At 41.1% G+C, this 13,796-nt stretch carries 12 protein-coding genes; 2 read left to right on the top strand and 10 right to left on the bottom strand.

Going from position 1 to position 13,796, the window contains the following annotated elements; translation table 11 throughout:
• Positions 1-126: 126 nt before the first annotated feature.
• From F7734_RS56690 to hemC, 9 genes are all read right to left on the bottom strand, one after another.
• The gene (locus F7734_RS56690; RefSeq protein WP_155752942.1) at positions 127-318 is read right to left on the bottom strand and encodes a YqaE/Pmp3 family membrane protein; all 192 of its coding nucleotides are present in this window, start codon (positions 316-318) and stop codon (positions 127-129) included.
• Positions 319-459: 141 nt separating this feature from the next.
• A complete protein-coding gene (locus F7734_RS56695; protein WP_155752943.1) occupies positions 460-855 on the bottom strand; it encodes a phage holin family protein in 396 nt (131 codons plus the stop codon).
• Between the two features lie 229 nt (positions 856-1,084).
• Positions 1,085-1,426 carry a 2Fe-2S iron-sulfur cluster-binding protein gene (locus tag F7734_RS56700; protein ID WP_155752944.1) on the bottom strand — a complete coding sequence of 114 codons (342 nt, stop codon included), beginning with the start codon at positions 1,424-1,426 and terminating at the stop codon, positions 1,085-1,087.
• 27 nt (positions 1,427-1,453) lie between these two features.
• The gene (locus tag F7734_RS56705) at positions 1,454-3,121 is read right to left on the bottom strand and encodes an alpha/beta hydrolase (RefSeq protein WP_155752945.1); all 1,668 of its coding nucleotides are present in this window, start codon (positions 3,119-3,121) and stop codon (positions 1,454-1,456) included.
• A 348-nt stretch (positions 3,122-3,469) separates the two neighbouring features.
• Positions 3,470-3,976 (bottom strand): hypothetical protein, encoded by a 507-nt coding sequence (locus F7734_RS56710; RefSeq protein ID WP_155752946.1) that lies wholly within the window; start codon positions 3,974-3,976, stop codon positions 3,470-3,472.
• Between the two features lie 231 nt (positions 3,977-4,207).
• The gene (locus F7734_RS56715) at positions 4,208-4,894 is read right to left on the bottom strand and encodes an SH3 domain-containing protein (protein ID WP_155752947.1); all 687 of its coding nucleotides are present in this window, start codon (positions 4,892-4,894) and stop codon (positions 4,208-4,210) included.
• Positions 4,895-5,108: 214 nt separating this feature from the next.
• Positions 5,109-6,140, bottom strand: coding sequence for a M23 family metallopeptidase (locus F7734_RS56720; RefSeq protein ID WP_155752948.1), 1,032 nt, complete (start codon positions 6,138-6,140; stop codon positions 5,109-5,111).
• A 538-nt stretch (positions 6,141-6,678) separates the two neighbouring features.
• Positions 6,679-8,139 (bottom strand): glycogen synthase GlgA, encoded by a 1,461-nt coding sequence (glgA, locus tag F7734_RS56725; RefSeq protein WP_155752949.1) that lies wholly within the window; start codon positions 8,137-8,139, stop codon positions 6,679-6,681.
• Between the two features lie 148 nt (positions 8,140-8,287).
• Positions 8,288-9,259, bottom strand: a complete 972-nt coding sequence (gene hemC, locus F7734_RS56730; RefSeq protein ID WP_155752950.1) for a hydroxymethylbilane synthase — start codon at positions 9,257-9,259, stop codon at positions 8,288-8,290.
• Positions 9,260-9,637: 378 nt separating this feature from the next.
• On the opposite strand from hemC, the gene F7734_RS56735 reads away from it, so the two are divergent.
• On the top strand, positions 9,638-9,820 hold the full coding sequence (locus F7734_RS56735; RefSeq protein ID WP_155752951.1) for a hypothetical protein: 183 nt from the start codon (positions 9,638-9,640) through the stop codon (positions 9,818-9,820).
• 104 nt (positions 9,821-9,924) lie between these two features.
• Here the strand turns inward: F7734_RS56735 and dusB are convergent, their stop codons facing one another.
• Positions 9,925-10,971 (bottom strand): tRNA dihydrouridine synthase DusB, encoded by a 1,047-nt coding sequence (gene dusB / locus F7734_RS56740; RefSeq protein WP_155752952.1) that lies wholly within the window; start codon positions 10,969-10,971, stop codon positions 9,925-9,927.
• 680 nt (positions 10,972-11,651) lie between these two features.
• Between dusB and dnaK the strand changes: the two genes are divergently transcribed.
• Positions 11,652-13,568 (top strand): molecular chaperone DnaK, encoded by a 1,917-nt coding sequence (gene dnaK / locus F7734_RS56745; protein WP_155752953.1) that lies wholly within the window; start codon positions 11,652-11,654, stop codon positions 13,566-13,568.
• The last annotated feature ends 228 nt before the right edge of the window (positions 13,569-13,796 follow it).

Genomic DNA, 13,796 nt, shown 5'->3' on the forward strand with positions numbered 1-13,796 from the left:
GGGTAAAAAATATTTAATACATCAATCATAACTTTTCAAACATCCTCTAATAGCAAATGGTGGGCATTGCCCACCTACATTTTTAGACAATCTTTATTCTAGCAAGAAGAGAGTCATCGATCGCTGTTAGTATATTTCTCCCTCTCTATTCAGTTTCTCTTCATACTTAGCAATCACCCAAATTGCATGAATACTACCGGGAAGCCAACCCAAAAGAGTCAATAAAACGTTAATCAACAGTGTTGGACCAATTCCAACTGTAAGAAAAACACCTAAAGGAGGTACTAACAAACCGAGAAGAAAACGAACTAGTTTCATAGGATTCTTACTTGTTATTTAAACTCTTTTACTCACATTTTATTGAAGTTACCGAATAATTAAATCCACCACATGGGCTATCTTAATTCGGTATTCAGTAGAGAATTAATTTTCAACGTCTCTACAAACAGATAGGAAAATTTAGCTTGATGGTAATTCAGCTTTTGTTTTATCTTCACCACTCTTCAAAGACAGATTTTTTTCAACAAAGTAGTTGTTAATGAAGGTATTAGCAAAAGAAAGAACTACGGGACCTAAAAGAAAAGCAATGATTCCACGAACGCTGAACCCTGGAACAAAGAATGCGGCTAGAGCAAAACAGATGCCATTCACAACAAGTGAAAATGCGCCCAAGGTTACAAGGTTAAGAGGAAGAGAAAGAGTTGATAGAACTGGCTTAACGGAACCGTTAATTAAACCAATTACTACAGCTGCAATCATAGCAGATGGAAAATTAGCGATGTTAACACCAGGAACAACGAGATCGACAATTAGCAGACTCAAAGCTGTAGCAAGTGCGGTTAGAAATATGCCCATAATCGGTTGTACCTCAAAACTAGAGTTTTAATGTCCTATTACCATCTTTAATCGGCGGGTTATGCTTCAACATCTCTAGTAAGGCAGATTTGAGTTATACCGTTTGGATGGGGTTTAATACAATTTAGGCAGAGATTGTAGAAAAAAGTTAACATTTTGAAAGTAAATCTTTCTAAAGAAAATCTTAACAATCAAGATGAAAGAAGCAATACACGCCCTGACACCTTAATTACTCCAGAGGTTCTGTAATGTTTTTGAAGTAAAGAGACGATTTATACAAAACTTCTTCTTGATGAGTTTCTAAAGTACAATCCGATAAGGGATACGCAACACAAGTAATAGTGTAACCGCTCTCTATTTCATTGGGACGCAAAAACTTCTGCTCGCTTTGATCGACTTCTCCAATGACAAGCTTAGCAACGCAAGCGGAACATTCTCCCTGTTTGCATCCAGATGGTAAGCGAATACCCGCGTCTTCTGCGATATCCAGAATATATTGGTCATCCGGTACTTCAATAATACGATCCAATCCAAGATCGGAATTCATAAGTCGAACTTTATAAACTGTCATCTACTGTTTTTGATACTAAATTAATGTTCACAGCGTATTTTGATAAAGATGTGGTGCAAGAATGACTTGAATCTGTTTGTTATGACACTCTTGAGAGAAAGCGCGGATTTGCTCTTCCCCCCGCTCTTGCGTTAACAAAGAATTTAGAAATCCCTGAAATCCCAAAAAGGCTAGTGTGTAAATAGCCTGCTGGCTAAACTCGCCCTGAAAGTAACCACTGTGGGTATCAACCCCTTTAGAAGATTCATTCTTGCTAGCTTTACTAGTAAATGCAAATGTTAGAGAAACATAATCCCAAAAGTTTATAGCTGGTTTTTGTATAGCCAAACTAACAATTCCTATATCCTGACTCTTATCATTTTTATAATCCGTACAATCAAAGTAAGTGAATAAATCCGCAGGCTGTAACTCAGTTTCTAAAAACTTCCTCATTTCTTCAAGTTTTCTATGTTCCCTATTTGAAGAGCGGATTTCTAGATACTTATAGGGGCGATCGCACGTATAACGATCGGCATTATCTTCTCGAACTAAATTAACAATTCCATATTTAGGGGTGTAACCAACTTTATCATTTTGGTTAGTGAAATGGCTCACTGTTACATTACCAAGCCTGTAACCACTAATACGGGTTTTAGCTGGAAAACTAAAATAATTTGCTGCTGTAGAGGTAACTCTCAAAGCTAGATCGCCCTCGTTACAAAAGATATAAGCTTCCTGACAGCGCCGCAAGGAAGAACGTAAAAAATTAGCTCGTCCCGGTAAAATCGTTTCCACAGGAATATCAGGTGCAACTAAAACAAGTTGTCCCAAGCAAAATACATTACCAATATTTGAAGAAGGTATTTTGTTGATAGATTGAACGTCAAAAATATCAGAAAGAATGCGAATGACATGAGTGACTACAAAGCACCCCATGCTATGACCAATGAATGATAATTTAATTCGCTTGTCTTTTACTTCCCTATGTACGGTAAAATCAATCTGTCTTAACAACTCTACTAAGTCTATAATTCCATAGTTACTAGCTCTATAAACATCACGAAAATAAGCACTTATTCTCAAAAGAATAAGTGTAATCATAGCGGAAGTTGCAATTCCAGACGGAATTAATAAAGCTGTAAAGAAATGAACAATACCGGACGGTAATGGATTGAAAAATAGGAAAATGAGTGTAGTTACTATGCTAATTACTAGTCCAATACTTAAGATACCTGCTAGTAAAATTGGTAGAGCATTAAGTGCATAGCCGAGCTTTTCTTGAAAGGTACCTGACTGGTCTTTTTTAATGGGATTTTCAGATGGCCATCTGTATCCTATAAAAAGATATTTATTTTTTTGTTCAATATTTCTATTAACGTAATCATAAATCTTTTTACATCCCTTCTCCGTATCATAAGGGGTAGAACTGTAACCATGAATATTTATGACAATTTCTGGTTCGTGGCTTTCTATTAAATATCTTGCAATCTTGTCAATTATTCCTTTAGTTGAAGTTTCATCTTGCTCGGCGCTCGGAATAAAAAATTGTGGGTTAGTAGGTTTTTGTAAATGTTCTATATAATTTTCTTGTTCGACATTGAGCGTTGCAGTACTGACGACTAAATAACCAGGTACTGTTGCCGATTTATTTTCTTTAAACTCGTAAATTTTATACTGTTCAGCATCTAGAAGACTAGCATTAGTATGAAAGTTCATAAAGGTTGTACTCCTTAAGAGGTCATTTATAAAGTAAATCTTAAATCGCCAAATGCATTTTTCTTAATGTTTACTTTATAGATCATCTCTAAGCCCTCAAATTCATGTAACAAAATTAAAAGCTATGTAACAAAGTCATTTAATTCTTTAAATTATTTAATGATATTATTGTAGATGCAGTCTATATTCGCTATACAGCTATCCTAAATCATTCGTAAGCAATTTATAACCGAGTGGGCGAATAAAATTCGCTACTATACAAACAAAGTCCACCTATGTAGACTTATCGGTAAAAGATGACCAGCTAACCGCCTACTGGTCACTGGTCACCGATCGCTGGTCAGGTGCTTACTGAAAGACTTTAGAAAATCGGAAGCGATCGGCACGAATTTTACGACCACTTTGCCAAACTTCGACTCCATCAGGATTGACAATATACGAATAGCTACCGTTATTTGCGCGATATTTAGATTTGCCCACAACTTTAGCAGGTAGTTTTACAGGTTTACTTGGGTCTTTCTTTGATTTCCCTACATATAATATTTGATTGTTTTCCTTGTACACTTTGACAATAAAGTTAACGGTCTCACCTTCAAGAATTGTAGTAATAGTGTATCGATTTTTAGCTGTTGAGGTAGCAGCAGGTTTCTTTTGTAATGGTGAACTCGGTTGTGTCTTAGGTTGTGTCTTAGAGTATGGTGAAACAAAGTCAATAGTGAAAGCCGTTTGAGAACTTTTAAGAGAACCTTGTGCTGTTTGCGATAAAACGTGGTTACTTGTACCGAACAGAGTGGCAGAAGTCATAAGTACTATCAAACCACAATTGTATGCTCGCAAACTTATCACTTTTTGCATAAATTTCCTCTCCCTAACAAAGATGGTTCCAAACATCCGTGGTTAATTGCTCTTACAGTGTTATAATGACAACATCAGGAGAGCTAATGTATAATCTATTGCAACACAAAAACAAAGGCAAGAGAGAATCAACACAAAAATACCCTGCCTTTCCACAATATATATAAGACAGGGTGTTTTAGGATTTGTTAATTCAGTTGATATGGATTTTTAAGTGACAACGAGAGAGCATTAATACCCACTGTTGTATCTGCTGTAACCGTTGTAGTAGCGGCGACTATTGTTTGTGTGGTAGCCATTGTAATAGCGGCGACCACCTGTAGAGTAGTAGCCATTCCGGTATGGTCTGTACACGTATACAGTACGATATACAGGACGGTATACTACACGAGCGGATCTATATCTTCCACCGTAACCGTAGGAAGCTCTTCTGTGGTGGTATCTTCCACCTGTACCGTAGCAGTAGCAGTTTCTGTTATATCTACCACCAACACCATAGCCGGGACGAGTTCCATAACCGGGTGTTGTGCTAATCCATCTAGAAGAAACCCAATTACCAGTGCTTAACTGAACAAATCCGTTTCTGGATCTTACAGCTCGGGCGAGAGCCGCACCATTTCTGACACTACCAACGACAGGATAGTCATAGCTAGGGCCGGAGCGAACATTGAGATTGCCACCGTTGGTGTTTACATAGTACTGGTAATAACGACCAGAGTAAGCAGCTGAAGCTGGCTGAACTTGACCCAGGATTGCAAACAATGTACCAATGGTACCCAGGCTAGCAAGAGTTAACCAAGTAGATTTGAATTGTCTGTTCCAACGGAATTGGAATTGAAATTCAGGAAGATCGTATTCAGCATCTTCTGTCGCCTCTGCATAGGTACTATCCAGCAGAGAGTAAGCAAGATATTCCACAAAAATCTCCTTCTTTAAAAAGTATGCTAGATGTAGAGATTTGCCTTGCCCGTTTCCGTGTTAATTCTGAGTATCTCCGATTGTACTCATGTAATAGTATAGGGCTTAATGTAGAAATTTTTACTTAGAAATTGAAAAAAAAAATTAATATTTGTCACGAAACTCTAAGAACCTTAAGGAAGAGGTAGGGGGTAACAGTGTCCCAATTTTTTCTTCAACCTCCAGAAACATTTTGTCTGTCAAATCTGTCAGAACGGATAGGATAAGGGTTGCCATCCTGCCAAACTTCAACCCTTTGAGGGTTGACGCGATACCAAAAACTACCATTATTTGCTTGATAGGTTTGTCTGCCAATGCGCTCAGCTGGTATTTTAATGGGGCTACCTGGGTCTTCTTTCTTTTGTCCAATGTAGTAAAACTGTCCGTCCTCGTAACACACCTTGACATGAACGCTGCCTGTTTCTCCTTCAAGCACTGTCTTCCCACTGCATTCAGCATTAACGGGTTCAGGAGGTTCAGCATCAAAATTTTCAGCAGAATAAACTGGTACAGGAGAATCGCCTGGTACAGACATTGATTGTGAAGGTGAGACGTGCTGTCTTTCCATGAATGGTGGCATTGCACGAGCAGAGTTATCATGTCTTCTACCATAAGGAGAAGATGTTGCTATTCTTTGCGGCGGTATCCTTCCAGCTATTAAAGATGGTAAAAAACGCATGGGATCGACAGCACGAGGACCGTTGGGATAAATTTCAAAGTGCAGGTGAGGTCCACTACTATTGCCCGTAGATCCCATCTTGGCAATCATCTGACCTTGATTGACTCTTTGTCCCGTGCGGACTAACACTTGTTGGTTATGACCGTAAACTGTGACGCGACCATCAGGATGTCGAATATTAACTGCATTGCCAAGTCCCGTGTCCTCCCAGCCTGCCCGTAGCACTACACCGCCTGCTGCTGCAAAAATGGGAGTTCCAAACGGTCCTGCAATATCAATGCCTTCATGCTGCCGTTTGCGAAAACCTTGAGAAATGACTCCTTGAGCGGGCCAAATCATCCCAGAAGAAATGGAGTTTGGAGAGACAGAGTCTGGAGAAACAGAATTGGGGGGAACAGAATTTTCTGGAATCCCGAACTCTTGAATTTCCTCTGTATGAACACGATTATTTGTACCTAGCAGAACCATAAAGGATAATAGTCCAACTAAGCCACAACCACAAACACGAGACACAGTTAAGTTTTTCATTAGCTTCCACCCCGGAGGAAAAATGGTTCAGAGTGTTTTTTGAGGATTGCTGTTACAGTGTTACGACAACAACGTTGACTCAGTCATCTGAATAAATTTGTAAGTCCGTTGTTCTCTTAATATTGGCTACCACTATAGATTTACGGAGAAGGAATGTCTTGCCAAAATACCAAGTGGAAAAAATAAGTTTTTGTTTCTTAATTAATGACAGGTAACAGAATGCACTTTGATATTGTTCCCAAGTAGAACCCTAATGTTTACAGAAAATTTAATTTAGGGCAACATTTCCTTCATCAATTCTGATTTTGGAAGTCAGAAAGGCTTATCTGTATTGGTTTGTATTGTTAATAGTCATAGGGACACAACATTGTTGTATCCCTACGTAATGAAATGTTTGGCAATTAAAGTATTTTTACTGTATCTTTATCCTCCTTAAATAGTCACTGGTCATTTGTCACTGGTCATTTGTCATTAGCCATTAGCCATTAGCCATTAGCAATTAGCCATTAGCCATTAGCCATTAGCCATTGGTCACTGTTTACTCTGGTAATGAAGTAGCAGCAACAACTTCCTCATTGATTTGTGTTTCTGATTGTATTTGTAAAATTGGTTCGTCTTCTTCCGGTGGTAAACCGTACATTGACCTATATAAATTCACGTACTGTTTGGCAGAGCGATACCAACTAAAATCCTCCTTCATACCCCGTTGTTGAAGTTCTTTCCATTGAGGTTTGTAGCGGTAACCTTCCCATGCTCGGATTAAGCAGGTAAAGAGATCCAATGGTTCGTAGCGGTCAAAACAATAACCAGTCCCTGATTCTGTCATTGGATCGTGGTGAGAGACAGTATCAACTAGTCCTCCTGTACGGCGGACTATTGGTACGCACCCGTAACGTAGAGACATTAATTGACTGATACCACAAGGTTCAAATCGACTGGGCATGAGGAAGGCGTCACTCCCTGCGTAGATGCGACGAGCTAATGCATCATTATATAGTATGTAAGTTGCCATTCTTCCGGGATACCGAGATGCCATTTGCCACAATTGGCTTTCATAGTATCTATCGCCAGTACCTAAAAGCACAAATTGTGCATCCGTATACGCAAGGAAACGATCTAGAATTTGCAGCACCAAATCAATGCCTTTTTGCTCGACTAAACGCGTTACCATTCCCATCAAAAAGGCACTAGAATTGACTTCTAAACCAACTTCTTCCTGCAAAGCCACTTTGTTAGCTCGTCGCTTTTCTAGGGTATCGGGTGTAAAAGTCTGAGCAATATATTTATCATTTACGGGGTCGTAAACTTCAGTATCTATACCGTTGAGAATCCCAGATAATTTTCCGCTAATAAAAGACAGCAAGCCTTCTAACTGTTCGCCATAAGCTGCTGTTTTGATTTGCTCGGCATATGTTGGGGAAACAGTGGTAACCTTATCTGCAAACTGCACTGCTGCTGCCATTGTGTTATGTCCTTGCATATACCAGGGACACCAAGTAATTTTTTCTAAGTACCAGCGCCAAGGACCTTGGTATGCCAGGTTATGTATTGTAAAAACAGTGGTGATATCAGGTGATTGGTGCATCCACACTGGGATCATTCCCGTGTGCCAGTCGTGACAGTGGATAATTTCTGGCTTCCAGTAATTCCAGCAGAATTCAGCAGCACCATTCGCAAATAGTGTGAACCGCCAGAATTCATCTTCCCCACCGTAAATTTTTCGAGGCCAAAATGCTGGATGTCCAAATAAGTATAAAGGAATATCAGTACCAGGCAGAGCGGTTTCGTATACCGCAAAGTCTTGGAACATGGCAAATCCCTTCCAAATTGGATCTTTGGGAACGTCTAACTTGTCGGAGATGTAGCCATAGTAGGGCAAAAATATTCGCACATCGTGCCCCATTCTTTTCAGGATTTTGGGTAGTGCTCCAACAACATCACCCATTCCTCCAACTTTGGCAACGGGAGCTGCCTCAGCCGCAACAAATAGAATCCTCATGGTAATCTGTATTTCCCCGACTCTGCCTAGATCAACTCTACATGTAGGGTGGGCATAACTCACCGTGATATTGCTGGTGGGTAATACCCACCCTACTGCCGTACAACGGTTACTTCTTTTGATCTAATCACATTGCTAGCAGATTAAATTAAGAATTTCTTTGGATTTGGGCAAAGATTTCGTTGAGAATTTCTTGTGCTCCTTGCTCTCTTACCTTTTGTGCAAGTTCCGTGCCTAATTTTTCTGCATCTTCAGTCTCTCCAGAAACCGTGTCTTTGACTAGTTTTTTCCCATCTACACTGGCAACAATACCTGTTAGGGTTAAAGTATTACCATTGAGTTCTGTGTTTACACCGATGGGGACTTGGCAGCCACCTTCTAAATCTCGCAAGAAAGCTCGCTCTGCCAAACAGCGATCGCGTGTTTCTGGATGTTCAATAGCTTTGAGCAGCGTTATCAATTCAACATCATCAGCACGGCATTCAATCCCCAAAGCCCCTTGTCCTACAGCATGAAGGGAAACTTCTTTGGACAAAACTTGATGAATGCGATCGCTCATTCCCAATCGTTCCAATCCAGCAACAGCCAGAATCAGAGCATCGTACTCACCAGCATCCAGTTTAGACATCCGTGTATTGAGATTTCCCCGTACATCTTTAAAACTGAGGTGAGGAAAATGATACCGCAATTGTGCCAATCGTCTTAAGGAAGAAGTTCCAATCACCGCGCCTTCTGGCAAAGTATCAATTTGTTTATCCTTGTGTTTTTCATGCACAACCAGTGCATCTGCTGGGTTTTCACGTTCTGTAACAGCAGCCAGAGCCAATCCCTCAGGTAAACGTGTTGGCAAATCCTTTAGGGAGTGAACAGCAAAATCAATCTCCCGATCGAGCATTCCCAGTTCAAGTTCTTTAGTAAATAATCCCTTATCGCCAATTTTGGCAAGGGCAACATCCAGAATTTTGTCACCTTGGGTAGCCATGGTGTGAATTTCAAAAGAAATCTCAGGGAAACGTTTCTGGAGTTGTTCTTGTACCCAATGGGTTTGAACGAGTGCTAATTGGCTTTTACGAGAACCAATGCGAATTGTACGTATGGAACTGGAAACAACAGATGTCATAAATAAAAGTATGTAAAGCCAGGAGATAAATTCACTTTATCTAGAGTACCGCAGTGAGTGACTTATCAGCCTTGCAATCTGCCGATTTTAATGCTTGTTTCTTCTTTATATTTCTTTACAAAATTTTTGTAAATTTTATCTGGTAGAATCATCTGTCACAAGTCAAAGCGTCAAGGTGCTTTAAGAAGATGCCTGAAAGAAAAATTGGTTGAAGCTTCGTTCTTTTTTCTGGAAATATAGATGGAACCAACGATAGACCAACTTAAAACACTATATCGAGTCTGTGTACAAGCTAGTAATTTGTTACAGGATATTAACATGACTCGATTAGATGAGAGAACGAGATGCATATACATGATTGTGGAAGAGGCTTAACATATGACGGCATCAAATTTTGAGAATATGACAAGAGAAGAATTACGCGACTATGTACGCCACAATCCACATGACACTGCAGCTTTTCATAAATATGTAGATATGCTTCGTGCAAGCCCAACACGAATAAAAATATCCCCAGAGCAGATTGATACAGAGTTGCCAAAATTACTGGGAGCAAATTAAAAACTGGCTACCTGTGAAACTGAGCAGTTTTAACTCACAGTATAAATGTCCTCGCTTGTGGGGACGTTTTCATTTCCTACTTCCTACTACCTGCCTGCTCTCCATTAAACCATTGCAAAATCAGATGCCGTTTCTTCCTCAAGTTCATAACCTTGAGTCAAGAGTTCAATAGCATTGTTAATTAAATCTACACCTTGCTGAACTGAGTCAATGACGCTTAACTGTCCGCGTAAATCAGCAGCGCCAACAAAACCCTTAGCATACCAAGTCATGTGCTTGCGTGCTTGGCGTACACCTCTAATGCCCTTGTACTCGTACAACGCTTCCAAGTGTTCCCTAGCACATGCCAAACGCTGAATTGGAGTGGGCGGGGGTAAGCGTTCTCCAGTTTTGAGGAAGTAATCAATTTCTCCAACCAGGAACGGGTAACCTAGAGTTCCACGGGAACACATCACGCCATCTGCACCAGTTTGTTCCAAGCACTTCAGCGCAGCTTCAACCGAAAAAATATCCCCATTAGCAATCACGGGAATTGAAAGTACATTTTTAACCCGTTCAATCCATTCCCAACGGGCATTGCCATTATAACCTTGGGCGCGGGTACGACCGTGTACCGTAATCATTTGCGCCCCTGCATCCTGCATCCGCTTGGCAAAATCAAGAATTGTGATTTCTTTGTCATTCCAACCAATACGGGTTTTGACTGTCACAGGTACATTTACTGTCTTGACCACCTCTCGAACGATCGCCTCAGCCACTTCTGGTTGACGCAGTAAAGAAGAGCCACCACCATTTTTAGTAATTTTATTGACTGGGCAACCCATATTGATATCAACAGTATCAGCACCTTCTGCAACTGCTTTCACCGCTGCTTCTGCCAAAAAATCTGGGCGACAGTCAAACAACTGAATGCTAATTGGTCGCTCGTTAGGATCTACCTCCATGATTTTGGGCAACTGCTTGACATAGTGTAAGCCCGTGGCATTCACCATCTCCGTGTACATCATTGACTCAGGTGCATAACGACGCACCAGCCGCCGAAATACCATATCAGTCACTCCAGATAAAGGCGACTGGAGGACTCGACTTTTGACCTCAACCGAACCAATTTTTAAAGGAGTCGAAAGTCTAGCTTTTAAACTAGGAGACAGGTAACCATATTTTGGATTTGGGATTTGGGATTTGGGATTGGGATTTTGGATTGAGGATTGAGGATTGAGGATTGAGGATTTTGGATTTTGGATTTGGGATTTTGGATTTGGATTTTGGATTTGGATTGGGGATTGGGAATTGGGGATTTGGGATTGGGATTTGGGATTGAAAATCGGAAACTAGAGATTACACGACCAAAGTAACGGCTCAGATCTTAACTATACATTCCCTTATTTTAATCCTAATCTTCATGTCGTCAGTCGCTAACCCCCAATCCCCAGTCCCCAATCCAAAATCCTCAATCCTCAATCCTCAATCCAAAATCCAAAATCCCAAATCCAAAATCCCCAAAGACGGCAAACACCACATGGGGGATACGGTTCACCCTAATTGTTTTCAGTATTAATTCTCATACATTAGATGAGTAGATGAGTGACGGAACGCCGAGCGCCAATCACTAAGTGGTAATAGCTAACCAGTATAGAGGCATAACCGCCCTAACAAAGTTCGGAAAACCACCCTTCATGGACTGGCTACATCGGCTCAGTATATATATCAGCAGTACGTCAAATCATAGGGAATTCTTGCTGGACTGGCTGCTTTTAACTCAGTTGGTTCAAAATTTAGTCCTTTATACTCTCTTTAAATTTCTTGTAGTTATACGGAGCCAGCACCTACAATGGCAAAAGTAGTTGGAATTGACTTAGGTACTACAAACTCCTGCGTAGCAGTTATGGAAGGTGGTAAACCTACAGTAATTGCGAATGCAGAAGGTTTTCGGACAACACCTTCAGTCGTAGCATTTGCGAAAAATGGCGATCGCTTGGTTGGTCAAATTGCGAAGCGCCAATCAGTGATGAACCCTGAAAACACATTTTATTCAGTCAAGCGCTTCATTGGACGTAAATTTGAAGAAATTACCCATGAAGCGACTGAAGTGTCTTACAAAGTGTTGCGCGACAGTAACAACAACGTAAAATTAGACTGTCCCGTAGCGGGCAAACAGTTTGCTCCTGAAGAAATTTCAGCACAAGTTCTCCGCAAACTGGTGGAAGATGCCAGCAAATATATTGGTGAAACTGTAACTCAAGCAGTTATTACCGTTCCTGCATACTTTAACGACTCCCAGCGCCAAGCAACCAAAGATGCTGGTAAGATAGCCGGTATTGAAGTACTGCGGATTATCAACGAGCCTACAGCCGCTTCTTTGGCTTACGGTTTTGATAAGAAAACCCAAGAAACCATTCTTGTCTTTGACCTTGGTGGTGGTACCTTCGACGTATCCATTCTCGAAGTGGGTGACGGTGTATTTGAAGTATTAGCAACTTCTGGAGACACTCACCTTGGTGGTGACGACTTCGACAAGAAAATCGTTGATTACTTAGCAGAAGAATTCAGAAAGCAAGAAGGAATCGACTTGCGTAAAGACAGACAAGCTTTGCAACGTCTGACTGAAGCTGCAGAAAAAGCAAAGATTGAACTTTCCAGCGTCACCCAAGCAGAAATTAACCTGCCTTTCATCACTGCTACCCAGGACGGACCAAAACACCTGGATATGACGCTGACTAGGACTCAGTTTGAAAAACTCTGTGCTGACTTAATTGAGCGTTGTCGCGTTCCTGTAGAAAACGCACTGCGTGACGCAAAGTTAACCAAAAATGATATTAACGAAGTTGTACTAGTTGGTGGTTCTACCCGTATCCCCGCAGTACAGCAGCTAGTGAAGACCGTGTTGGGCAAAGACCCCAACCAAAGCGTAAACCCTGATGAAGTTGTAGCTGTTGGTGCTGCAATTCAAGCAGGTGTGCTTGGTGGTGATGTTACTGGTATCTTGTTGTTAGACGTAACACCACTGTCTCTAGGTGTTGAAACCTTGGGCGGTGTCATGACCAAGATTATCCCTCGCAACACAACCATTCCTACCAAGAAGTCGGAAGTATTCTCTACCGCCGTGGATGGTCAAACCAACGTGGAAATCCACGTTCTCCAGGGTGAACGGGAAATGTCAAATGATAACAAGAGCTTGGGTACCTTCCGTCTTGATGGTATTCCCCCAGCACCACGTGGTGTACCCCAAATTGAAGTGATCTTTGATATTGACGCCAACGGTATTCTCAATGTTACCGCCAAGGACAAAGGTACTGGTAAGGAGCAATCCATTAGCATCACTGGTGCTTCTACACTAGATAAGTCCGAAGTTGAGCGCATGGTGAATGAAGCTGAAAGAAACGCTTCTGCCGATAAAGAACGTCGCGAAAAAATTGACCGCAAGAACCAAGCTGATTCCTTAGCATACCAAGCTGAGAAGCAGTTAGAAGAATTAGGCGATAAAGTTCCAGCTGCTGACAAGACTAAAGTGGAAGGTTTGGTCAAAGACTTGCGCGAAGCCGTAGCTAAGGAAGACGACGAGCAAATCAAGAAGGTTATGCCCGAATTGCAACAAGCACTCTTTGCAGTTGGTAGCAACATTTATCAACAAGCAGGTGGCGGTGCTTCTGCAACTGGTGGTGCTTCTTCCGGTCCCTCTGATGGCGGTGCTTCCTCAGGTGGTGGCGGTGATGATGTCATTGATGCTGATTTCACCGAGTCTAAGTAAGGGGATTGGGTATTGGTGATTGGCGATTGGCGGTTTATTCCCAGTCCCTAGTCCCTAGCCCCCAATCCCTCCACATAATTTAGAATGCCCATCCAAGATCCTCTTGGATGGGTAATTTTTTTATTTGGATTTTGTAAAAATCCTATGCGGTCACTATTTCAAGAGTTCTTGGTTAAGACAAACGTGTTTATACTCTAAACGGCTAGAACTTAGAGGATGTTTTAAAAG

The organism is Scytonema sp. UIC 10036 (genome assembly GCF_009725235.1).